At 58.8% G+C, this 24,121-nt stretch carries 18 protein-coding genes; 5 read left to right on the top strand and 13 right to left on the bottom strand.

Annotation, left to right across the window (positions count from 1 at the left end):
* The first annotated feature begins 166 nt into the window (after positions 1 to 166).
* Together WCA10_RS04465 and WCA10_RS04460 are read left to right on the top strand one after the other, a co-directional pair.
* Positions 167 to 1,363 (top strand): acetate/propionate family kinase, encoded by a 1,197-nt coding sequence (locus WCA10_RS04465; RefSeq protein WP_472821294.1) that lies wholly within the window; start codon positions 167 to 169, stop codon positions 1,361 to 1,363.
* Between the two features lie 79 nt (positions 1,364 to 1,442).
* Positions 1,443 to 2,411, top strand: a complete 969-nt coding sequence (locus WCA10_RS04460) for a COX15/CtaA family protein (protein ID WP_472821293.1) — start codon at positions 1,443 to 1,445, stop codon at positions 2,409 to 2,411.
* Between the two features lie 47 nt (positions 2,412 to 2,458).
* On the opposite strand, the gene WCA10_RS04455 is transcribed toward WCA10_RS04460, so the two are convergent.
* The 5 genes from WCA10_RS04455 to WCA10_RS04435 form a co-directional block, all read right to left on the bottom strand.
* Positions 2,459 to 3,628 (bottom strand): M24 family metallopeptidase, encoded by a 1,170-nt coding sequence (locus WCA10_RS04455; protein ID WP_472821292.1) that lies wholly within the window; start codon positions 3,626 to 3,628, stop codon positions 2,459 to 2,461.
* A gap of 68 nt (positions 3,629 to 3,696) precedes the next feature.
* Positions 3,697 to 5,121 (bottom strand): L-fucose/L-arabinose isomerase family protein, encoded by a 1,425-nt coding sequence (locus tag WCA10_RS04450; protein ID WP_472821291.1) that lies wholly within the window; start codon positions 5,119 to 5,121, stop codon positions 3,697 to 3,699.
* 25 nt (positions 5,122 to 5,146) lie between these two features.
* Positions 5,147 to 5,362, bottom strand: coding sequence for a hypothetical protein (locus tag WCA10_RS04445; protein ID WP_472821290.1), 216 nt, complete (start codon positions 5,360 to 5,362; stop codon positions 5,147 to 5,149).
* A gap of 9 nt (positions 5,363 to 5,371) precedes the next feature.
* Entirely contained in the window at positions 5,372 to 7,123 is a 1,752-nt protein-coding gene (locus tag WCA10_RS04440; RefSeq protein ID WP_472821289.1) for a sodium:solute symporter family protein, read from the bottom strand.
* A 268-nt stretch (positions 7,124 to 7,391) separates the two neighbouring features.
* The gene (locus tag WCA10_RS04435) at positions 7,392 to 8,615 is read right to left on the bottom strand and encodes an ankyrin repeat domain-containing protein (RefSeq protein ID WP_472821288.1); all 1,224 of its coding nucleotides are present in this window, start codon (positions 8,613 to 8,615) and stop codon (positions 7,392 to 7,394) included.
* A 336-nt stretch (positions 8,616 to 8,951) separates the two neighbouring features.
* Here WCA10_RS04435 and WCA10_RS04430 point away from each other — a divergent pair, with 336 nt between their 5' ends.
* Positions 8,952 to 10,169, top strand: a complete 1,218-nt coding sequence (locus WCA10_RS04430) for a pyridoxal phosphate-dependent aminotransferase (RefSeq protein ID WP_472821287.1) — start codon at positions 8,952 to 8,954, stop codon at positions 10,167 to 10,169.
* A 165-nt stretch (positions 10,170 to 10,334) separates the two neighbouring features.
* Here WCA10_RS04430 and WCA10_RS04425 read toward each other — a convergent pair whose 3' ends face one another.
* Positions 10,335 to 13,652 carry a TonB-dependent receptor gene (locus WCA10_RS04425; protein ID WP_472821286.1) on the bottom strand — a complete coding sequence of 1,106 codons (3,318 nt, stop codon included), beginning with the start codon at positions 13,650 to 13,652 and terminating at the stop codon, positions 10,335 to 10,337.
* Between the two features lie 415 nt (positions 13,653 to 14,067).
* Between WCA10_RS04425 and WCA10_RS04420 the strand changes: the two genes are divergently transcribed.
* On the top strand, positions 14,068 to 15,021 hold the full coding sequence (locus tag WCA10_RS04420; RefSeq protein WP_472821285.1) for a universal stress protein: 954 nt from the start codon (positions 14,068 to 14,070) through the stop codon (positions 15,019 to 15,021).
* A 25-nt stretch (positions 15,022 to 15,046) separates the two neighbouring features.
* On the opposite strand, the gene WCA10_RS04415 is transcribed toward WCA10_RS04420, so the two are convergent.
* The 7 genes from WCA10_RS04415 to WCA10_RS04385 all read right to left on the bottom strand — a co-directional run bounded on the left by WCA10_RS04415 (position 15,047) and on the right by WCA10_RS04385 (position 21,241).
* Positions 15,047 to 16,675, bottom strand: coding sequence for an FtsX-like permease family protein (locus WCA10_RS04415; protein WP_472821284.1), 1,629 nt, complete (start codon positions 16,673 to 16,675; stop codon positions 15,047 to 15,049).
* 101 nt (positions 16,676 to 16,776) lie between these two features.
* Complete coding sequence (locus WCA10_RS04410) at positions 16,777 to 17,718, bottom strand: permease prefix domain 1-containing protein (RefSeq protein ID WP_472821283.1); 942 nt, start codon at positions 17,716 to 17,718, stop codon at positions 16,777 to 16,779.
* An 8-nt stretch (positions 17,719 to 17,726) separates the two neighbouring features.
* Positions 17,727 to 18,053 (bottom strand): PadR family transcriptional regulator, encoded by a 327-nt coding sequence (locus WCA10_RS04405; protein WP_472821282.1) that lies wholly within the window; start codon positions 18,051 to 18,053, stop codon positions 17,727 to 17,729.
* Positions 18,054 to 18,133: 80 nt separating this feature from the next.
* Positions 18,134 to 18,730: an HD domain-containing protein gene (locus tag WCA10_RS04400; RefSeq protein ID WP_472821281.1), complete on the bottom strand. Its 597-nt coding sequence runs from the start codon at positions 18,728 to 18,730 to the stop codon at positions 18,134 to 18,136.
* Between the two features lie 45 nt (positions 18,731 to 18,775).
* Positions 18,776 to 19,450, bottom strand: coding sequence for a Crp/Fnr family transcriptional regulator (locus WCA10_RS04395; protein ID WP_472821280.1), 675 nt, complete (start codon positions 19,448 to 19,450; stop codon positions 18,776 to 18,778).
* A gap of 156 nt (positions 19,451 to 19,606) precedes the next feature.
* Complete coding sequence (locus tag WCA10_RS04390; protein ID WP_472821279.1) at positions 19,607 to 20,119, bottom strand: Crp/Fnr family transcriptional regulator; 513 nt, start codon at positions 20,117 to 20,119, stop codon at positions 19,607 to 19,609.
* Positions 20,120 to 20,344: 225 nt separating this feature from the next.
* Positions 20,345 to 21,241, bottom strand: coding sequence for a universal stress protein (locus tag WCA10_RS04385; RefSeq protein WP_472821278.1), 897 nt, complete (start codon positions 21,239 to 21,241; stop codon positions 20,345 to 20,347).
* A 137-nt stretch (positions 21,242 to 21,378) separates the two neighbouring features.
* On the opposite strand from WCA10_RS04385, the gene WCA10_RS04380 reads away from it, so the two are divergent.
* A complete protein-coding gene (locus WCA10_RS04380) occupies positions 21,379 to 24,066 on the top strand; it encodes a beta-glucosidase (RefSeq protein ID WP_472821277.1) in 2,688 nt (895 codons plus the stop codon).
* The last annotated feature ends 55 nt before the right edge of the window (positions 24,067 to 24,121 follow it).

The following is a 24,121-nucleotide window of genomic DNA, read 5'->3' as shown; positions in this document are numbered from 1 at the left end:
GCCGCTGCCTCAGCTTTGAAGAGCGTTGCTGTTTTGAAAGGGCATGGCTTTAGCCGTGCCGATAGAAAGCGGCCTGAATCCAGGGCTTTGGCCCCTGCGGGAGTTATGCACCTGCGCATAGATTTGTCAGGAAGAAGTTCAAATTTAAAGCAAGGGGTTTGTTTGAATGTCGTCTTTACCGATTTTGGTCTTAAACAGCGGTTCATCTTCCATCAAGTTTGCAATGTATCAAGCCGACTACGGCGAGCGCACGAAGATTTTTGAAGGTGCAGTCGATGGGATCGGCACCGACAATGGAAAGTTCTGGATCAACGATGCCACCGGCCAAAAACTCGTCGATCAGACACCACACCTTCCGAACCGCTCTGTCGCATTTTCGCTCGTCGAAAAGACGCTTCACTCCGGCCAGTTCCCTGCTCCTAAAGCCATCGGTCATCGCATGGTGTGCGGCGGTCCCACGGTTCTTGAGAATCAGCTCATCACGCCCGCGCTAATCGACGAAATGGAAAAGTACACCGCGTTCGCACCGCTACACACGCCGATCGCCGTCTACATCATGCGCGAGTCGCTGCGTTTATTTCCTGGCGTGCCGAACTTTGTGTGTCTCGACTCATATTTTCATCGCACCATGCCCGAAGTGGTGACGCACATGCCCATTCCCGAGGAGTATTCGGCGATGGGCGTGCGGCGCTTTGGGGCGCATGGAATTTCGTATGAATCGATTGTGTACCAGTTGCAGCCAACCGTACCGGAGAAGCTGATCGTGGCGCACCTGGGCAATGGCGCATCGATTTCGGCCATTCGTAAGGGCGCCTGCGTGGATACTTCGATGGGGCTCACGCCGACCGGCGGCATTATCAGCGGAACCCGCACCGGCGACATCGACCCCGGCGTGCTCCTTTTTATCCTGCGCAAAATTGCAGAGACCGCCAGTGACGCAAGCGAGGCGGCAGATAAACTCGAGACGGTAGCAAGCAAGAAGGCCGGACTGTTAGGCGTCAGCGACCTCTCCAACGACATGCGCGATCTGCGCGAAGCCATCGGCAAAGGCAACGCGAAGGCGCGGCTGGCTGTGGACAAGTTCGTCTGGACAATCCAGAAGTGGATCGGCGGCTACGTCGCCGAACTGGGCGGACTCGACATGCTGGTCTTCACTGGCGGCATCGGCGAGAACGACATCGCATGCCGCGCCGAAGTTTGCACGGGACTGGAAGCGCTCGGCATCGTGATCGATCCGGAACGGAACAACGTGCGCGGCGAGGCGACGATTTCAGCCGACACTTCGCGCGTTGAGATTCGCGTGATCCCGCCTGCCGAAGACCTCATCATCGTCAATCATGTGGTTCGCTTGCTCGGCGACTGACGATTCCCGCAAAGCGGCGGTCCGCACCCGCAGAGACGTGCTTGTTCTAAACTGATTGGTGAACACGAATTTATCCTTCATGCATAGTGTCGCAACGCCGATTCGCCTGAACCCGCTCCCCTCGCCAGCTCTTCGAAGCTTTGCCTGGGGAGTGCTGGCGTATTTTGTAGCCGTCATTTTGTGGGGCGCCGTGGTGCGCGCGACCGGTGCGGGTGCGGGCTGCGGCGATCACTGGCCCTTGTGCAACGGAACTGTGCTGCAATACTCGCCCGGCACCAACACGATCATCGAATTCACCCACCGCATCACCAGCGGACTGTCGTTCTTCTCTGCCGTTGGTTTGCTGATATGGACTTTTGCGGCGACGGTTCGCGGACATCTGGCACGCAGGTGTGCCGTGGCCGTAGTCGTCTTTACGTTGATTGAGGCGATCATCGGCGCGCTGCTCGTCAAGCTTGGCCTGACCGCGCAGAGCCAGTCGCCGCTGCGGCCCTGGTATCTCGCGCTGCACCTCACCAACACGCTGCTGCTGCTGGCCGCTCTCACGCTGACCGCGCATATGCTCAGCCGCAAGCGCGGATATCTGCGTAACGAAATTCGCCTGGTCGCCCCCTTCGGCACAATCGCCGGAATCCTGGTTGTGCTCGTCGTAGGCGTGACGGGTTCGCTCGCAGCGCTGGGAGATACGCTCTTCCCGGCAGCATCGCTTGGATCCGCGCTGGCCGAGGATTTTTCTTCGACAAGCGGCTGGCTGGTGCGCTGGCGTTGGACGCATCCAACGATCGCCTTCCTCGCAAGCATTCTTCTCATCTGGATCCTGGTGCGCGCAGCCAGGCGGACCACCGAATGGGACAATCGTGGATTGTCGGCGCTGGTCCTGATTCTGCTTGCCGCGCAATACGTTTTGGGCGTGCTCGATGTGGTGCTGCTGGCCCCGGTGTGGCTGCAGGTCGCGCATTTGTTGGGCGCCGATGTATTGTGGGCCGCGCTCGTCGTCCTTACTGCGCGATTGACGCTTCAGCCATTAGAGGTAGCGAAAGCAGAGTAGCTGATTCTACTTTCTACTCCCCTGTTCCCTAATCCCTATTCCCTGCTTTACATCACTAGCACGCCCGCCGCGGGATAGACCTTTCCATTCGCAGTTGCATTGATCACAGGCAGTTCCGGCGTCGCCGTCAGCCACTCAATCTTGCCATCGCGCAAGATCACTGTGTCTTCCGCCTTGCCCCCGCGAATGCTCGGATTCCAGGCAAAAGCTCGATTGTTGACGACAGTCTGCTGTCCTTCGGGCGTTGCCACCCACTCACGCTCGCCATACCCGGTAGCTCCGCCCTGGTGATGGAATCTCTCTTCGCCGGGAAAACCTTCGGCGGCGTACGCAGCCTGCGCCACACGGAACAACTCCGCCGAAGTCGCGCCGACCTTCGTTGCATCCAGCAATGCAGCATTCACCTGCGAAGCCGATTTGAACCGCGCTTCAAGCTCAGCCGGAAGTTGGCCGAAATGAACGAAGCGCGTAATCGAAATCGCCAATCCCCACTTGCGCGAGCAGAGATTGAGCATCCCGTACTTCTTCAGCCGCGCACCACGCGCGACCGCGTGCTTGTACTTGTAGATGCGTTCGTCAACCGCGAAGAGATAGACCGACGGCATAATGCCGCGCCGCAAAAGATTCGATGCGGTAATCGCTTCAAGATCGTATTCGCTCAACCCCGGTTCGACCTGGTGAAGCGATTCCACCGTAGCATCGGCCGTTTGCGCACCCAGCCAGCGATAGCGCGCAATTTCGCTCTCGCCCAGGGACTGGCGGAGCGGATAGAGATTGACCGGTATCAGCCCAGGGCCGGGCGTGTCAGAGCCAAGGTGCGCGCCTGCCATTCGTTGCGCAGCCGCTATCGTATCGTCGCCGTACCACGGAAACAGCACTGGCTCGAAATCAAGCGCGCCAAATTCCTCGTCCTTCAGGCGGGGTGCTTCATTCTCGGTGGTGAAGTAATAACGCTTGCCCTCCGCCGTAACCAGCAGCGAAGCCACGCCGGTCTCTCCCGGCGTCAGTACGCGAACCTCCGCCGCGCCGCCCGTCAGCCAGGCAATGTTCTCGTGGCGGCGAAGTAGCACGCCTTCCAGTTCCTGCGCACGTAGCCAGGCAACCAGCTTGTCATGCTTGGCATTCAATTCTTCGTTCCATGCCGTCTCAGTCACAACCGTGGTCCCGTTCACCACCAGGTCTTTATTGATCCGCTTGGTCATGCTTGCCGTCTCCATAACAATCTCCTCAAACGACTACGGGCGTCGACGCAGCAGTCAACGCCCGCCTTCACATTGCAAATAAATCAGTCCTCGAGATGCGGATGATAGTGGCTTTCCCATCCCATGTAGCGGGCAGCCTCATGCACCGGCCTCGATACATCGCTGAAGTTTGCCGCGACGTGGTGCTCAAATCCTTCGCGGCAGATATATTTCAGCAGCTTCTGCAAGTGCGGAATCTCCGCTACGCCTGCGCCGCCGAAAGTCTCCAGCGGATCGTCAGTGAAGCGGCCCGCGCCGGTATATCCCCGCACAATGCCGCGGCGATCGTCGGTGGAGTAGCGCGCAAAACTCATCGCGCCCGCTTTCACGCGGCCCACGCATGTGCCGAAAGTATTCAGCTTGCCCACGGTACCGGCGATGATCTCCTGATAGTCCATCTTTACGTCTTTGAAGAAGTGCTTCGGCAAATTCGAACAGTGGAAGCACACGCACTTGTCGGGATGGCTGCCGTAGTTATTGTTCCAGTCAAGCAGCGCGGAGGGCGTGCCACTCGCCAGCGCCATCATGTACATGCTCAGCGTGCCGGGCACGTCGACTTCACAGGCTGAAGGAATCAAGTCGTTCGACATCATGCTCATGATGGTGCAGGGCACCACGCCGAAGAATTCCTCCATCGATGTCCAGCACTGCACAGCGCTGATGGTGATGTGCGACTGCTTCATCCAGCCGTCAATCACAGCGCCCAGCTTAGCCATCTTCATCAGCGCTTCGTCGGGGATACCGGCGGTGGTGACGTATTTCTTGATCGCAGCCAACTTGCCCTGTGCCGCATCGTCGTTGTCCGTCATGCGGTTGATGCGGCCGAATATCTCTGACAGATCAATTGTCTCGATCGTGATGCCGCTGGTCTCGAAGATGCGTTCGGAATAGCGGACCGTGTTGAATGCCGTGGGACGCGCGCCAATGGCGCCGATGCGCAGGTTCTTCAGCCCCTTCACGATGCGGCAGACGGCTGAGAACCATTCGAGATCTGCCTTGAACTCCGCCGATGTCAGCGCTTCGGTATGCAGCGTGGTCAGCGAGTAGTTGATGCCGTATTGCATCATGTTGTTGCACGCCGACATCTTTCCGCAGAAGCTGTCGCGACGCGTGGCAATGGTCATGGCTTCGGAGCGGTCAGGCGTGGCCTGCACCAGCACCGGGACCTTCAATCCTGAAAGTCGAATCGCATCCACGATGCCGCGCTCTTCGCCGAAATTCGGCAGCGTAATGATAATGCCGTCGATCTCCTCGGCGTGCTGCTTGAAGAGTTCGGCGCAATGCTGCGCTTCGGTGTATGTCTCCACCGCGCCATACTTGGATTGTTCGGGCCCGAGAACGATCGCGCTCGCTCCCGCGCCCTCCAGTACTGAGATGATTTCTTCTCGCCCGGTCTTGGCCAGGTGATCCGGAAAAAAGCCCCGGTTTCCGACAATGACTCCAAACGTCATCTTTCTTTGTGCTGCCATGATTCAAGCTCCTTCAATTGCCGCACTAACCGTTGCGGCCCGGGCGAAAACGCAGGCTGTAAAAAAGGCCGACGAGCAACATCGAACCACCCCACCACACCGGGGCGTGCAAGGTATTCAAAACTACGTTGGCCAGGTGATGCGTAGCCAATTCCCACAGTCCATAGCCGAAGATCATTGCTCCATAAACCGTGAGCAAAACTCCAATGAAAAACCAGATCGAAATATGGCCGGAATGCATGCGACCTCCTTACCAGAAATAAACGTTGAGGGCGAGGAACAGAATAATGGCGATGACCAGCCAGAAGTATTCGTTCTTGTAGAAGGGCACCGGCTCTTCCACTGGCAGCTTTGTGGCGCCGTATACCAGGCCGTTGAGTTCCGCCAGGGACTTGGGTTTCGTGAGCAGGCTGACGATCACGTTGACGAGGATCGCAACAATAACCGACCAGAGTGCGCGGTACATGTTCTCTGCCATGTCCTTCGCATTTGGCGAAATTGCGACGAAACGCAACGCCGAGGGATCGGCCTTCACCCAACCCCACAGCCCGATCGAGGTGACGGTGCCCATCAGCAGTCCCCAGAAGCCGCCTTCCTTGGTAGCGCGCTTCCAGAACATGCCTACCAGCACCACGCCCAGCAGTGGCGAAATAAAGAAGCTGAAGAGCGCCTGAACGTAGTCCATGATGCCCGCTGCGCTCATCACAAGGTACGCGGTGCCGATGGAGACAATGACACCAAGAATCGTGGCCCACCGTCCCACTGTGACGTAATGTTCATCAGGAGCATTCTTCCTGATGAGCGGCTGATAGATGTCGTAAGTCCACACGGCCGAGAAGGCGCTGACGTTGCCCGCCATGCCGCTCATGAATCCGGCAATCAGGGCCGTAATTCCCAGCCCGAGCAGACCGGGTGCCATGTAGCGCACCATCATCAACGGCAGAACCTCGTTGTAGCTGTGCAGCCCAGAACCCGGAGTAACAAGGTTCTGCCCCACCAGATGCATCAGGCTGCCGTCCCCATTCTGCAGAACAACGAGTCCGAGCAGGCCGGGCAAAATCACGATGAACGGCACAGCCATTTTGAAGAACGAGCCGATGATCGGAGCCATGCGTGCAGAGCGCAGGTTGTGTGCGGAGAGAACGCGCTGCACAACGAGGAAGTCGGTCGTCCAGTAGCCGAAGCTGATTGCGAATCCGAGACCGAAGACGATGCCGGTCCAGTGAATCCCCATCGGGTTGTCGGTGAAGTGGCCCATGCTGCGCCACATGTGCGTATAGTCGCCGGGAGCTGTTGCGCCGGTCGCAATATTGTGCGCGAGCTTCGCCTTGAATCCGTTCCAGCCGCCCGCCTCGACCAGGCCCAGAATTGGCACCAGCAGTGCCCCGCCCCAAATCAGCATGAACTGCAGCACTTCGTTGAAGATTGCCGAGCGCAATCCGCCCAGCGCCACGTATGCCGCCACCGCCAGAGACGAAACAATGATGGAGAAGTTCAGATCCCAGCCGAGAACAACCTTCATCACTTCGGCCATCGCGAACATGTTGACGCCGCTCATCAGCACGGTCATGAAGGCAAACGAAAAAGCGGAGACGGTGCTGGCGCCTTGTCCGTAGCGCAGCTTCAGGTAGCCGGGCACGGAGTGCGTCTTGCACACGTAGTAGAACGGCATCATCACGATGCCCAGGAAGAGCATCGCCGGAATCGCGCCGACCCAGTACCAGTGTGCCGCGAGGATGCCGTACTGATACGCCGATCCGGCCCAGCCCATCAGTTCCAGCGAGCCCAGGTTCGCCGAGACAAAGCTCAGGCCTGCAATCCACGCCGTCATTTCGCGCCCGGCCATGAAAAACTCTTCGCTGGTATTAGCCTGCCCTTTCAGGTAGAAGCCGATCCAGATCACCATCACGAAGTAGATCGCGATGATGGCGATGTCGAGCCAGCTCAAATGTGCCAGTGACGGTGCGGCGAGGGCGAGCAGCGCCGCTGGTGAAGGGGGCATTCCTGCGGCGGTTAAGCCAGGAACTGAAGCGAGCATTGTGTCACCTGCAATCGGGTGAATACATCCTGTTGCGACGCGGACGTTCGCCCATAAGTAAATGGGTTTACTCCACGAGTTGTCAAGCTTTCAAACAAAAAATTATGGCCGGGAATCTTCGACGCAGCAGCCCCAGGGAATTCGAGTCGTTCCAAAGGGATACGTTTTCCGGCACGGAGTCTAACACAGTAGGCCGTTGGCACAACACCTACGGATGGCGGACAAAATTCGCTTACCCTGGCGCGCCCGCCGCTCGAAGGAATGCCGTTGTCTTGTTTTCTCCCCCCGGGAATTGCAGCGCATATTCAAAGGGCGTGGATTCGACCACCTCTTCCGGCCGATCATAGTGGCCGGGAATCCTGGCTGAGACTCCGAGACTGGCGCCGTGCATCACCAGAAGCTCCACCATGGGCAGACCAAAATCGAAAAACTGTGAGACAGCGTGAAAGATTGGCGTTTGTCCGCCAACACCCTCTTCGTCGATCTCCGCGCGGGCATTGACATCCGCGCCGCGACTCAGAAGCAACTGAGCCGCCTCGACATCTCCGTATTCCGCTGCGACATGGAGCAATGATCCACCGCGGAGTGTGAGACTTCGACTCCCCGTGCTTCCGAAATCGAGTTCCCCGAATCGCCGGTTTACCAACCCAGGGTCGGCGTCGAGAAGTTCGCGCAACCGGTCGATGTGTCCGCGCAGAATCTCGAGGGCTGCGGGAATGTTGCGTCTCGCCGGGCAGCCGGTGACGAGCAGAATATCAATGCATGCGCGCAGGCGTTCTGAGCGTGAATACGTGCCAATCACATAGTCCAGTGCGGAATCTGGATACTTTCGTCCAGCCCTCGCACAATCGGGATTGGCGCCGTGATCGATCAGCCATTGCAGCGATTCCGGCGCGAGTGTTTCGCATGGCGCGAAAATAATCGGGAAGAAACCGCCCCACTCTGCATTCACGTCCGCACCGTTTCGCACGAGCAGTTCCATCATCGGAATGCGATCATCCCTGAGGGCTGCGCGCATCAGCGGACCGTCGCCCCCTTGATGGATATCCGATCCGTGATCGATCATCCACTGTGCCATTGCGAGCCTGACCGGAGTCGGTGGTTCCCACGGCACGCGGCACTCAGCCACCCAGGTCAGCGGGCCGTTTTCTTCGTACCCGATTGGGGCGCGATGCAGCGCGGGGTTCTGCTTCATCAGATGCTGCACGCGATCGAGATCATTGGTGTCGATCGCCTGCTTCAGCTCAATGACTTCTTCGCCGATGTTCTTTTCGTCGACATGGGCTTTGAGTCGAGGCCAGCTTGCAAAGCCGTACATGCGCGCAACCATCCGTTGCGACTCGCTGAGCGACGCGGCTTCGCCGGCCTTGAGAAGCGCTTTTGCCTCGTCCTTCAGGTAGCGAAGATTGGGACGGTCGGGGAGTTGACGAGGGGATTCTGCAGATTCGGCGGGCATGCTGCCTCCTTTCATTGTTGCGCCCGATGTCCGCGGTGCGGGCTGAAAGAAGGTGTGTGAAATTGAACAAATCGGGTGGGCTTAAAGCCCTTTCCGCGGACCGGATGCGTCCCTGGCGCTGACAGAAGCTTAGCAGAAAATTCGCCCGATTCGCCCAACCGGTCGGCTCAGCGTCGAATCCGCATTTCTCGCTTGTTTTTGCCGTCTCAGAGCGATACCTTGGGTTATGGGATTGTCATTCCCCTTCCCTCGTCCCTCATTCTTCCGGTCTTGCATTTCGCCGCGTTCGCGGCGGTGGTCTGTCCAACTCCATTTCCAACCAAAGGAGTCCTGCCGATGTACCCGACCGTCGATCCTTTAGCTCCCAACGGAATTTCCCGCCGCAGCTTCTTCCGTTTCGCCGCCGGAGCCTCCGCGGTGGCCAGCCTGCCTATCCTCACCGAGGCGCATCTCGCCTACGCCGAACGTCCCAGGTTTGCCGACCCCAATAAGGGCATCCACATCGATGCCAACGAGAACCCGATGGGGCCCTCTGAAGCTGCCCGCCAGGCCATCATCGACATCGTGCCGCGGGGCGGCCGTTACCTGTTCAGCGGCGAAGAGGAATTGACAGGGATCTTCGCCAAGCAGGAAGGCCTCAGCGCCGAATCGGTGATTCCGTTTGCCGGTTCGAGCGCTCCACTGCACTACACGGTACTCGCCTTCACCAGCAAGGACAGACCGCTGGTCACCGCCGATCCCGGCTACGAAGCACCTATGTGGGCAGCCAAGGTGAGCGGCGCGTCGGTCATCAAGGTGCCGCTGGCCGATCCCAAGGGCGAAGCCAGGCACGACATCAAGGCCATGCTCGCTGCCGCTTCGAATCCCGGCGTGATTTACCTCTGCAATCCCAATAACCCAACCGGCACCTGCACGCCCCGCAGCGATATTGAGTACGCCGTTGCCAATGCACCCAAGGACACTGTCCTCCTGATTGACGAGGCCTATATCCACCTCTGCGATGCGCCGCGGTCGCTCGATTTCGTAAAAGAGGGCAAGAACGTCGTCGTTCTGCGCACCTTCTCCAAACTCTATGGCATGGCTGGGCTCCGCATGGGGTTTGCCATCGGCCGGCCTGATCTGCTGGCGAAGATCTCGTCGTTGGGCGGCATGAATGCGCTGCCCATTACTGCGGTTGCAGCAGCCAAAGCAAGTCTGCTCGACGCCGACCTCGTCTCGACACGTAAGAAGATCATTGCCAACACCCGTATGCAAACGCTGGCCTGGCTCAAGAGCGAGGGTTATCGTTGCACACCTTCAGAGAGCAACTGCTTCATGCTCGACGTCCGCAAGCCCGGCAAAGAAGTGCAGGCCGCGCTGGCAGCGAAAGACATGTATGTCGGTCGCATCTGGCCCGCATGGCCCAACAGCTTGCGCATCACCGTCGGAACGGCAGATGAGATGATGGCCTTCCGCAAGGACTTCACCGAAGTGATGAACAGCAACACTGCGGGACTGGTTCCGCCCGAGATGCCGCGGCGGCTGCAACAGGCACCCTTTACGCATCTGTCGTGAACGCAGTTGTCAGTTCCAAGTTGTCAGTCCTAAGTTGAAAAAGCCCCGTCCTCGGACGGGGCTTTTTGCTGGTGAAAATGATAGGACGGCGAATCTCCGAAGAAAAAGATGCCGGCCGCTATTGACGACCGGCATTGCGTTCAAACTTGAGTGACGGTTTCCGCCTTAGAAGATGAGCTTCAGAGCCAGCTGAACGTTGAACGGCTCTCCGGGGCCGATACCCGGCGAGTAGTTCCCCGAGCCGATCGTCGAACTTGTTGTGCCGAAGCCGCCAACTCCGTAGTAGTCGTTGCAGAGCTGGTTGCAGGACGGACTCGCCAGGTTCAACCGGTTGAACACGTTGTACATTTCGGCCCGGAACTGCGTATCCACCGGGAAATCGTGGATGTCGATTTTTGTATTCTTGAACACCGAGAAATCCACGTCGGAGAATCCGGGTCCGTAGATGTTGTTGCGGGCGACGGTGCCCCAGGTGTTTGCATCGGGTTCCACAAAAGCATCGGGGTTAAACCACTGCACCGTCTTGCTTCCGCCGTCGCTGACTATCTTATGGCTCACGCCGGAAAACGGGTTCGAAACCTGATTCACGCGCTGGGTGTACTCATAGGTGCCGCTCGTGTCGTCTCCGTTGTACACCGTGATGGGCTGCCCTCCCTTGAACGAGAACGCCGAGTTAAATGCCCAACCGCCCGTGAGCGCCTTCGGCCCCTTAAACGTTGGCATGTCGAAATTGATATATCCCACCACTGTGTTGCGCGTATCGAAGTCGGAGTTGCCGTAATCGCCCTTGAAGTTGTAGCTGTCCTGCGGAAGCGCGCCTCGGTAGGCCGTAACTTCATCGAGGTTGTGACCCCAGGTGTACGCCAGTTGCGAAGTTACGTGGTGCCACGCCGTAGTGCGGAAGATCGCCTGCAGCGAGTTGTAGTTGGATGTTCCGATGCTTTGGATCTGGTTGATGTCGGAATAGCAGAACCCGCCAAACGTGCATGGCGTGCCATCCGGCGAACCCGCCGGCGGAACACCGGTAAACGCTCCGGGCGCCCCACCCAGATGAGGCTGGTTGATGTTGAGCAGGCTGAGGAGTTTTCTTCCTTCACTGCCCACGTATCCAAGCTGGAAGAATGCTTTGCCGTTGATTGATTTCTCAAGCTGCAGGCTGAAGTTTACGTTGTAGGGCGAGCGGAAGTTCTTGTCGACGCTGAACGCGCCGCAGGGCGAAGACTCCGAGCAGGAGAGCGATCCTGTTGGAATGATCTGCTCGCCGGCCACGATCGTCTCGGGAACTCCGGTTGGAGTAGTGATGGTAAACACCGGATTCGATCCGCCTGGATTGCCTTCGAGTCCGTTCGGCGCGCTGTTGCCCGGCCGGTTGTCGAGGAACGGATTTGCATTCGGAGTATCGAAGAAAAGTCCGATGCCGCCGCGAACCACTGTCCCGGCGCTCCAGCTTGGCTGATAGCTGAAACCGACCCGCGGGCTGAAGCTGGTGTAATCGGGCTCGTAGATATTGCTGATGTCCGCGCCCTGGAACACGATCCCGGTCGGCGTCGTCCCCGGCCGGAAGACCGACAGGTCTTTCTTGCTGTCGTGCATCGGCTGCATGTAGTCGTAGCGCAATCCGAAATTCACATTGAGCGAGTTTGAAACCTGATAGCTGTCCTGCGAGAAGAAGTCCAATCCATTGGAATAGACCGTGCGTTCGGGATCGCCCGCCACGATGGAACCCTTGGTGAGATAGCCTGCCATGAAGTCGGCGAGCGCAGCCACGTTGGGATCGAGAGATGCATCCCCGCTCCAGGGTCCCACTGTGCCCTTGAAGGTGAAGGAGCCTGTCGAGTGCCGCCAATAGAATTCATTCACCTGGGCGTGACGGTAACCGCCGCCGAGGCGAAGTTGATGCTTGCCGATCGTCCAGTTGAACGCGTCATCAAGATTCCCGGTGATGTCATTGCGGCCTTCCGGTGGAGTGTTCCCCGTCGGCTCAAACCCGCTGATCGTGATGTTCGGTGCGTTCTCCGGGAAGATTGATCCGGTAATGAATCCGGCGTCGGAAACTGCATTGAAACCGGTCTTCGCATCTGAAAACGTCTGGTTGAAGTAGTTCACGCCGATCGTCAAAGAGTTCGTCATCGACGGAGTCAGCACCAGGTTGTCGGCCACGCTGTAGTTGTAAACGTGAAGTGGAGCGATCTCAAAGTACCACGGGTTCACATCCGTCTGCCCTACCGGCGCTGTCTGCGTACCCTGGCCGAGAAAGGAACGGGCTGAAACACTGTGCTTCTGGCTGAACGTGTGATCGAGATGGATAACGCCGTTGTAGCTGTAACCGAATTCGGGAGCGGGTGATTGAACTGGCCCAGGCGTCGTTCCAGCGAGAAGATTGGCCGGCCACAGAATCGTGAGCAGATTCGTCGTGGCAGGATTCACAGCAACCGAATCGTAATCTCCATACTGGTGCTCCGCGTTTTGCAGAACGTCCATCGCTGCCGACTGGTAGTACTGGTTGGGCTCGTAACCGCTGTTGCCGGTGGCGATGTTGAACTTCTGCTTTTCGAAGTTCACGAACCAGAAGGTGTGATCTCTCCAGAACGGGCCGCCCAGCGATGCGCCCCATTGCACGTTCGAGAGCGGCAGATCGCCCAGCGTGTTGAACGGATTGCTCACCGCTAATGCCTGGTTGCGCTCGTAATAATAGGCCGTGCCGTGCAGACCATTGGTTCCCGACTTGGTGACAAGGTTTACGGTTCCACCGGGATTGCGGCCCACCTCGCTCGAAGACTGCGTCTGCAGGCTGAATTCGGCGACGGAATCGATCGGCAGCGTGACGCCTGCGATGTTCTCAACGCCGCCCTGGTTCACTGCCGGAATGTTGTGCCACCAGTCGTTATTGTCCGAGCCATCGATCTGCCAGTTGATCTGGTTGGCGCGCGTGCCGTTCACCGATCCGTAACCGCCCAGCGCATATCCCGCAAAACCGGGTGCAAGTCCGATCATCTGCGTGAAATCGCGGCCGTTCAAAGGAATGTCCTGAACCGTCGTCTCAGGAATATCGGTCGTTTGCGTCGCTGAAGTGGTATCGAGCGCAAGCCCCGATGCCGATACTTCAACCGTCTCGCCGGTCGTCTGCACCGAAAGCTTCACCGGCAATGTGTAGATCACGCCCGCCCTTACGGGCACGTTCTTCACAACCGATGCCTTGAATCCCGATGTCGAGACTTTGATGGTGTAGGCGCCGAGCGGCATGTCCTGAAAACTGTACTCGCCCGCGCTGGAAGTGATGGTCTTATGAGATACGCCGGTTGCAGAATCCGTGGCTTCAACCGCCGCTCCCGTTACAACCGCGCCGGACTCATCCGTCACGGTTCCATTGATTCCGCCGCGAAATGTCTGGGCCAAGCCGTTGAAAGGCATGGCGACGACGAGGGCAGCCGCCATGAGAAATGCGATGAATACACTCTGGGTACGGGGATAAATCGTGTGCATCTGTCCTCCAGAATTTCGAATTTTCTTTTGGTCTGCGCCCTTGAAAAGTGCGACCGCCTGTACGGCGAATAGGGCGTCAAAATGCCCGCAATATGGCTTATTTTTCTTTGGGATGTTTAGAGGGATGGAAAGTGTGGGGTTGGGGTTCCATTCCCCACAATAGATTGCAACCAAATAAAGATGCAATCAGGAAACCCGTAAATTTCATTTCGTGTTTCGCACTGAGCCGGCTCGATCGCGTGCTTCAGCCCAATGCGAAACTGGTCTATCCTCTTAGGCAGAGACGAGGCTTGCGTGGGACCTGGGAGCACCCGGAAAGGGCAAGTTTACGTGATTTACCTCACCTGCGCCCGTGCGCCCCGGCACATCCTGCCAACGTCTGCGGTGCGACGCTTTTGCGTACAAGGTGTGTGCCATGTCGGACGCCGGACTCAACCGATGGGCCCATCCATCCGTAATTCTGGTCGCAACGGATCTCAGCGACCTGGACCGGCTCATTCCATTTGCGCTGCAGCAGGCTCACCAGTCGAATGCGCGCATCATTCTGCTGCACGTTCTCGGCCCTGGAGTTGGAATCGCGGCCGACGCCGCAGGCATGCCCTACTACGATCCCGCAGGCGCTATCGATTTTGCGATCAGGACGATGGAGCCCTGGAGAATGAAAGCACGCGGGCAGGAGATTCCCTGCGATGCCATCGTTCGCGAAGGCTCGCCTGCACAGCAGATCATCGCCGCTACGCGCCAGTTCAACGCACATCGCTTATTTGTCGGGACCCGGAGCCGGAGCAAGGTCAGCAAGCTGCTCCTCGGCTCCGTGGCAGAACAAGTGCTGCGCTCGGTAAATCTCCCGGTCATTACCGTGGGACCCGCGGCTCATCTCGAGGTGAACGTCGACGCCCGCCAAAGGGTCGTTTTGCACGCCACCACGTTAAGAGAGGCCTCAAGCCCGAGCGCAGCGCTTGCATGCCAGATTGCTTCTGACCGCAAAGCGAGACTGGTTCTGCTGCATGTGTTGCCGCCGGTCGACGAGATGGAGCGCGAGCATCTGCCTACAGGACTGGACTCGACGGCGATGCGCGAGTTGCGCATTCTCGCGGCGGAGATCGGCGCCACTGATTCTTGTTGCGTCGAGGTCGATACTCGCGTAGCGCACGGTCACCCCGCGATTGAGATCCTCGCAGCTTCGGTGGATCTCGGTGCGGATCTCATCGTGCTGGGATCAACACATCGCTCGTCGATTCACAACCTCACCCACGATCGCACGATCTACCGCGTTCTCGCGCACGCTCGCTGCCCGGTGCTCACCCTCCGTGACGAAGAAGAAGTTCCGGACCCGATTCCGCCGGAACACGACAAGATCAGTCTCTAAGTCAATCGGCAGCCATTCAACAATGTCATTCCACGCGCAGCGAGTTGATCGGATTTGTGTGTGCCGCCTTGAGTGCGGGAACGAGACTGGTCAACAGCGTCACGATGCCCAGCAGCAGGGCCGAGGCCGCGAGTGTCATTGGATCCGAGGGCTTCAGTCCGAAAAGCATGCTGCTGGCTTCGCGGCCTGCCAACAATGCCAGCACCGTTCCCGCGGCCAGCCCTACAAGCAACATCCCCACCGCGTCACGCAGCAGCGCGCCGATAACGCGCTCGCGGCTCGCCCCCAGCGCAATGCGAATGCCAATCTCGCTGCGCCGTTGTGCCAGGAAGTAAGACAGCACGCCGTACAAACCCACCACCACCAGCAATGCGGCCAGCACGCCGAAGAATCCTGAAAGCATGGCCAGCATGCGGTCGCCCACGAGATTGTCGCGAATTTCCTGCTCGAAATCCTGGAACTGTATGATCGTTCCCGGATGCTTCTCTTCGAACATATGCCGCACCGTCTCTACAGCCGCCACGCGATCGCGCGCAGCAAACATGATAGCCGTCCCCGGCCCCTGCGCGGTCACGGGAAACTGATCGATCGGCGCGAACGCCATCGGGGGCGTCTCATTGCGAATATCGCTATACTTCGTGTCGGGAATTGTCCCGATAATCTCGAACGTGCGCTCGGGATACTGCGGCTCAGGCCGCACGTGCACATGCTGGCCGAGAGGAGAGGGCGTGCGAATGTATTTTCGAATGAATGTCTGGTTCACGATCAGGACGAAAGGAGCATCGTTGGTGTCGCGGTCGGTAAAGTTGCGCCCTGTCAGCAGCGGAATGCGCAAGGTGGCAAAATAGCTCGGGCTCACGTAGGTAAACTTGCTCGATCCATCGAGCGGGCCCACGTCCACGTGATGGCTCCAGCTGCCTCCGGACAAGGGAACGTTTGTGGTGCCGGCAGCATTCTCGATACCCGGCAGCGCGCGCACGTCATCCGCGAGTTGCCGCTTATAGGCCGCCAGGTTCTCCGGCTTGATATTCGCAAGTGGAAAATTGAAATATCCGACGGTGATTCCGTTTTCCCGCATGCCGGGGTTGATGGTCATCAGGTTGCGATAGCTACGCACAAACAGAAGAGCCCCTACCAGCAGCACCATCGAAACGGCCACCTGCGTAATCACCATCGCGCGCTGCACCGAGAATCGTTCGCGATTGCCCACAACGCCGCGCTCGCCTGATTTGATCGAGCTAATCGGCTCCGCATTTGCATTGCGCATGGCCGGGAACGTTCCAAACAGTACGCAGGTTGCGATCGAAACCACGGCAGCAAACAGCAACACGCGCCAATCAGGCGCAATCGTCAGATGAATCGAGTTCTGGCTCGTGTTCAGCGCAGGCACCAGCGCACGGCTCAGCGGTTGCGCGAGGGCGACACCCAGTGCCGCGCCAATCGCAGCCAGCAACGCGCTTTCGAGCAGTATCTGCCGCAACAGGCGGCCGCGCGATGCACCAAGCGCCATCCGAATGGCCATTTCGCGCTGCCTTACGCTCGCCCGCGCCAGCATCAGGTTGGCAAGATTCGCGCAGGCAATCAGCAACACCAGCCCCGTGATGGCAAGCAGCAGTTCCAGGGAGCTGCCGTATTCGACCCGCAGGTAGCTCACACCAGCACCCGCTGGGTATGCTGCCAGCCGAAACGCTTTGAACCTCTTAATTGCTTCCGGACTGTATCCCTAGGGCGCGGTCCTTTCAAACAGCCCCGGACTCATCGCATTAAAATACACCGACGCCCTTGCAGGCTCCAGCCTGGCTTGAGACGCCCCATTACAGAAAACGCAAACACCTCGCGCCGTGGATTGGGAGGTGTGCACGTCGGGTATGCAAGATCAAAGTGATCGCCCACGACCAGTCCGAAAAAGGAAGGCGGCGTCACGCCAAGCACCTGCACGGTCTTGCCGCCAATGATGAGCGTCGAGCTCCCTGTGATCGGCGCTCCGCCCATTTCCGATTTCCAGAAACCGTAACTCGCCACCACTTTCGTCAAGTTGCAGACTGCTTCATCCTGCGGTTCGACTAACCGGCCCTGCCACGGCGCAACGCCGAGCACGTTGAAAAAATTTCCACTGACCTCCAGTCCATTCACGAGGCGCGGTTCGCTGAGTTTACCCATAAGCACTTGGCCTGTGCGGAAGGCGAAGATGCCGGCAAATGGCTCGTGGTGATCCTTCACCTCCTGCCACATCGGAACAGTGAAGTTTCCAAGCAGGCCATTGTTGATTCCGAACCCGTTGGTGCCTCCCGCGATCCTGACCTCAGCCAATTCGCCAGGATTGCGCACCGGGAACGTGCGCAGCCGCACTGCGTCCAGAAGTTCGAAGATCGCGGTGTTGGCCCCAATCCCGAGTGCCAGCGTCGCGACAACCACAAGCGCAAAGCCGGGACTCTTCACAAACCCGCGCAGCGCCATGTGTACATCGCGCCCCAGGCCCTCGATGCCCAGCGCGGCATCCTCGGCCCATACCCGCTCGCGCGTCGCAGTCGGGCTTCCGAATCGCAATCGCGCCTCGCGCACCGCCTGTTCGCGGCTCATGCCTTCCGCCATGTTGTCGTCGATGCACATCCGCATGTGCTCTTGCAATTCCGCCTCGATCTCGCGCTCCATGCGCGAACGCCGGCCTAGCATCACGATGCGACGAAAAAGTGCCATCCCTCACCTCATGCAAAGCGGAGAATTGCGTCGACGCCCTTGACGACCTGCTCCCAGTTTTTCTCCCGGCTGGCCAACTGCTCCTTGCCCGCCCTGGTGAGCGCATACCACTTCGCCTTGCGCCCGTAATCGGTCACTGCCCAGGACGCGCGCACCCACCCGTTCTGCTCCATGCGGTGCAGCGCAGGATAAAGCGAGCCTTCTTCAACGATGATCCGTTCATCGGATACCCGCCGAATATGCAGGACGATGCCGTACCCGTGCATCGAGTCTAGTTGCGAAAGAGTTTTGAGGATGAGCAGATCGAGCGCGCCCTGCAGATCGTTTTTAGCCATTCGTCCCTACCCTAGATATCAAGGGTAAAGGAAGCCTACCCGCGCTCTACCCTAGATGTCAAGGGAAACAGCGCTAACCGCTAAAAACCAAACCATCCGTTCGCCCGCGATGCTTCGAGCTGTTGTTGGAGGTACGCCCACAGCGCCGGGCACCCAGCCTGCACAGCAGGTCCATTGCGCTTGATTACCTGTTCGTAGCGGATGCCGTTTTCGCGCCAGCTCTGCCCGTTGTTGGCGAGATTGAGAATGATCGGAATCGACCGGTCCATCGCATGAGCGAACTTCGCTTCCGGCGTCTTTGCCGCTTCGAATTCCTGCCACAGTGTCTCGAATTGATCGCTTAGTTCGCCCGGCAGAATCGCGCAGATTCGCTTGACGGCAGCCTGCTCGGCGATCTTGCGCTCCGACATGCCTTCCGTTGCATAAGCAATGGTGTCGCCCGTATCGATCTCGCCGATGTCGTGCAGCAATAGCATGCTGACGACGCGTTCGAGCCTGATCGGACCCTCGGCATAGCGCGACAAGGCCATCGCAAGCACCGCAAGCTGCCAGCTATGTTCCGCGGAGTTCTCAAAGCGTGCGAGTCCCAGCGGGCGAGTCTTGCGCTCCACGCCCTTCAACTTGTCAAGCTCGCGAATGAAATCGATGATCGGTTGCAGCGTTTCTTCCCGAGACACAGGCACGACTCCTCTCGGCAGCGAGAAGGTACTCAGGGAAGAAGTTTACGCGGTGAGGCGTTCGAGCTGATCGGGCTTGGAGATGGTCATGCTGGAGCCCTTGATCACGATCCACTGGTCGCGGCGAAACTGGTTCAGCAAGCGCGTCACGGTTTCACGGGAAGTACCGGCCATATTGGCGATTTCTTCATGCGTAAGCGCCATGGTGAAGCGAATCTCAGGCTTTCCGTTGGAAGAGGCTTTGCCCCAGTCAAGCAGCAGACGCGCCAACCGGCCTGCAGCGGAGCCCGAAAGCGCCAGCCGCTTGGCATCGTGAAAGACCGTGAGGTATTCACCCGACAGCGACTGCGCTGCATGCATGCTGGCGATTCCATGGCGTCCCAGAAAATCGATGAACTCCTGCTTGCGGATCGTCTTTACCTGGCAGGGTTCAATGGCTTCGGCGGTCACTTCGTGCGGAACGTTGGCCAGAACTGCGCTCAACCCCATCACGTCCCCTGGGCCGGCGATCTTCAGAATCATGGTCTTGCCGTCGCGCGAAGTCGACGAAATCTTGACCTGGCCGAAACAGATGATGAAAACGTTCCTAGCCGCATCGCCTTCGGTGAACAGCTTCGCTCCCCGCGCGTGGCTCATCATGATTCCGATACTGTCGAAATCCTGAAGTGCCTCCGATGTGAGATTACAGAACATCCGCAGATGGCGGTGCTCGCAATTCAAACAATCTTCCGGGGGGTGATGAGTATGTAGTCCGGCCATAAATATTCCGAAGAATTGTTCAGAGTATATCCCACTTCTTCTGCATCTCGATACGTTGAGTCCCCGAAACTATGTTTCTTTTGCGTAGATTTCCCCGACCTTAATGGTCCGATTTGATCAACGTGAATCGGTTTCCGCCTGCAAACTAGCCGTGGGTCTGCGCCGCAGTCCCGACAACTTCGCGACACAGCACATGCCATATGCCCTTGATACTTCGCGAGCTAGCTCCTCCAGCAGCTGCATCCTGAGAGTCGGATACAGCTCGAATGCACGCTGCAGAGCCTCTTTAGGCAAGCGCATCGCCGTTCCTTTCGATTGACCGATTAGCGTATAGGTGTGACGCGCGTCACCCAACATTGCAGCCAGTTCCACCACTTCCCCGGCTCGCACCGTCCCCAGCGTCAGCCGCGCGTCCAGGCGTGCCGCCTTACGCACCAGATAACCGGAAATCGGTACATACAGGCCCCTGCAGAGATCGTTTTGTTGGAAGAGGATGTCGCCGGCATCAAACTCAATGCTCTCCGCCGACGCATTCAGCATATTGCCGACTGCCGGCGGACAGGCCAGCAATTCCGCAATCGGATGGGACGCGGCGACATCGCGTCGCTCTGGTGTTGCCTTCGATTGCATCGTACCGTCTCCCCTTTCCTGATTCGAGCGCTAGCCGGGGCGGATTGCAGGTCAGCGGCCGTTCGCTCGTCCGCGCATCCGCGGTCTTGCTTCCTTCTTCGGAATTCGGCGTCTCCCGTTGCCATGTCCGGCAACTCGTCTTTCAATCGGCACGGTCCGTGTGGACCCGGTTCGCGCGCTGTGGCATTCCTTCGCTGCTTCGCTTGTTGAGCCTCGCTCGGGTTCTCAGAACTGCGCGCCGGCGCAGGTTTCCTGTTCCCGCGCGACCACCCCCGCCGCTGGAGGAACGCAAAGAACCGGTACGCGCGACCGCGCCAGGAGAGTGAAGGCCGTGCCATGCGGTCCCGGAGTTTCGCTGGCGCGCTTTACGCCAACCACCAGCAGGCTGGGTTGAAATTGCCCGATCGCTTCCACCATCGCATCGCCGGGCTTGCCATCCTTCACGATGCAGCGCACCGGAAAGCGCCCTTCGCTTTCAATCCCGAATTCCTTCACCGTTGTGGCCATGGGGTTCAGAAACGCAATGGCTTGCTCGGGCTTGCGTGCGTGCACTACGATCAGCGTTCTGTGAAAGGTTTCTGCCAGCGAGCAGGCTGTGGCCGCGGCCTCTGCCGTTGCCTCGTTGCGCTCCATGGCCAGCATCACAGGACCACCCGGCACCGGGCGAAAGCTTCCTGCGTTATAGTCGGCCGCCACCGCCAGCACCGGACATGGCGCCAGGCGCACCAACTGCTCGGCGATCGCACCAACCACCACCGGGCCTGCGCCCTGCCGTCCTTCCGTTCCGATGACGATGAGCCCAGCCTCGTATTGGCGCGCAACATCCACCAGCATCTGCGCCACTTCTCCCTGGTGAATCTCAGAATGGCTGTGAATCCCTTCGCGCACCAGGTCCGCAGACATCTGATCGAGCGTCGCGCGCGCCTGTTCCGTCAAATTGCGCAAAACCTTGCCGGGAACCGCTGCGACTGAGGCGTAATCCAAGGGATCGAGCCCGTGGGCCAGCACGATCCGTGCGCCGTACGCATGGGCCAATTTGCGCGCATACTCCAAGGCTGCTTCCGCGCGCCCGTCCAGATCCGTTGCTACCACTATCGTCTTCAAACCAGAAGCGAAACTCATGACTTCCCTCGTTGCGCCAGGCTGAGTTGGCGCGGAGCGCGCCGGTCGATGCTGGGACCGGATGTTTACTGAGTCTGCTCTCGCATCGGGTGCAGAGCAGTGACCGCATTCACTCCCTCATGTGATTGTGGTCACAAATGGAACGAAAGAAGCAACTTACAGCCCTCATCGCGCGACACAACGTCCCCACAAAAACGCGGCCCTTCGGTGTACACGGAGCAGGCCAATACGGTAGGCTTCTCCCCGTCATGAAAAACTACAGAATCTCCCTGACTCAATCGTTTTCGCTCATGCGTGTCTCCATGTTCGCTTCGGCCTTTTTGGCCTGCCTGCTATGTCTTTGCAGCCTGGCGCGGGCGCAAGCTCCTTCGCTGGATTCGCCCGCCGTTGAAGCGAAAGCCAAGGCAATGCTGGCAAAACTCACCCTCGCGGAAAAGATCAAGCTCATCGGCGGCATCGACGGCATGTTCACCCATGCCATGCCGTCCATCAACCTTCCCCGCTTCAAAATGTCCGACGCCTCTGTCGGCGTCCGCACCTGGGGACCGACAACCGCCTATGCCGGCGGCGCCGCACTTGCCGCCACCTGGGATCCGAATTTCGCAAAACAGCTCGGCGAACGCCTTGGATACGATGCCCGCGCCCGCGGCGTCAACTTCCTGCTTGGCCCCGGCGTCAACATTGCCCGCTCCCCCGTGAGCGGACGCAACTTCGAATATCTGTCGGAAGACCCTTACCTGAACGGCGCGATCGTTGTTCCTTACATTGAAGGCGTGCAGTCCCAGGGTGTGAGTGCCACGGTCAAGCACTACGCACTCAATAACCAGGAATACAACCGGCATAACGTCGACGTGGAAGTGGATGAGCGCACCATGCGCGAAGTCTACCTGCCCGCCTTCGAGGCTGCCGTGACCAAGGGCCACGTCGACGCGGTGATGGACTCCTACAACCTCATCAACGGGGAGCACGCCACGCAGAACACCTTCCTCAATCTCAAGGTCCTCAAGGGCGATTGGGGCTTCAGTGGCGTGCTGATGTCAGACTGGGACGCAACCTACGACGGCGTCGCCGCGGCCAACAACGGCCTCGATCTCGAAATGCCCTCGCCCCGCTTTATGAATGAGCAGACACTCGTCCCAGCCGTCAACAGCGGCGTGGTAAAAGAAGCGAGAATCGACGACAAGGTGCTGCGCCTGCTCCGCGTTGCCTTGCGCTACGGCTGGCTCGATCGCCCGCAGTTCGATCCCGCCGATTCAACCTACTCCGTTGCCGATCGCCCCATAGCCCTCAAGGGCGCGCTTGAAAGCATCACGTTGCTCAAGAACGAGAGCCACATCCTGCCGCTCGATGCCTCCAAAGTGAAAACCATCGCCATCATCGGCCCCAATGCATGGCCGGCTGTGACCGGCGGCGGCGGCTCATCTGAGGCACAGGCGTTTGAGCCGGTAAGCATCGTCACTGGCATCGCCAACCTCGTCGGACCAGACACGCACGTGCTCTACTCCCGCGGCCTGCCGGAGATGAATGAAATCTTCCGGCAGACGCATTGGGAGGCTAGCCTGAAAGAAACGACCTACCCCAGCAAGAACTTCACCGGCTCCGCTGAAACAGCAACGCAGCGCGAGATCGACAACTACAAGCAGGAGTGGTGGGGACCCGCAGACAAAACACCACGGAGCATTCGCTACACCGCATCGTTCAAGGCGCCCAAGGCCGGCAAGTACCTGGTTCTCGCCGCTGCTTCAGGCAGCGATCACTACACCGTCAGCGTCGATGGCAAGCAGATCATCGAGCAGGTTCAGGTAGAGGGCCAGTATCCCGAATCTTCTTCCATCGATCTCAACGCCGGACAGTCCATCAACATCGTCGCCGACTATCTCCCCGGCTTTGCCGGCAACCGCTTCGGGCTCGGCGTCGTCGATGAGTCCGACATGATCTCGGAAGACGTGAAGAAGTTCGCCTCGATCGCCGACGTCGTCGTGGTCGCCGTCGGCTTCAATCCGTCCACTGAAAGCGAAGGCTTCGATCGCAGCTTCACGCTGCCCTGGGGACAGGATGCGCTTATCGAAGCTGCAGTCGCTGCGAATCCTCACACCATCGTGACCTTCATCGGCGGCGGCGCATTCGACACGCACCGCTGGCTCGACAAGGTCCCTGCGCTGATGCATGCGTGGTATCCCGGCCAGGAAGGCGGAACCGCCATTGCCGATGTGCTCTTTGGCAAACACGATCCCGAAGGCAAGCTGCCCGTCAGCTTCGATCGCACCTGGCGGGACGATCCCTCGTACCAGTGCTACTACCCCATCAAGGGCGCGGATACAAAACTGCATGTCACCGAAAACAATCACCCGCCAGTAGACTACGACATTCCGCACCTCAAGTACGACGACAAACTGATGGTCGGATATCGCTACTGGACCACCACCGGCAAGCATCCGCTCTTCCCGTTTGGCTTCGGACTCAGCTACACCGCATTCAGCTTCTCGCACATTTCCGTTCCCGCGACAGCGACTTCGGGATCGATGGTACCGGTCAGCTTCGATGTAACAAACTCAGGCGGCGTAGAAGGCGCTGAAGTCGCGCAACTCTACGTCTCCGATCCATCCGCGAAAACCACCCGGCCAGAACGCGAGTTGAAGGGATTCGAGAAGGTCGACCTCGCCCCGGGCGAAACAAAGCATGTCACCATTTCACTCGACGCGCGCGCCTTCAGCTACTGGGATGAGTCCAGCCACAACTGGACCATCGATCCCGGCAAGTTCGTCATCCGTGTCGGCGACTCCAGCGAGAACACTCCGCTTCAAGCCGACCTCGCCATCAACTAGAAAACCTCTCGCAAACGGAAAGGCCTGCTGCTAAATTCGGCAGGCCTTTTCCGTT

The sequence above is a fragment of the Occallatibacter sp. genome, from assembly GCF_049582745.1.
Classification (GTDB): Bacteria; Acidobacteriota; Terriglobia; order Terriglobales; family Acidobacteriaceae; genus Telmatobacter.
Note: the sequence above shows the minus strand (reverse complement) of the source record. Positions and strands in the feature narration are given on the sequence as shown.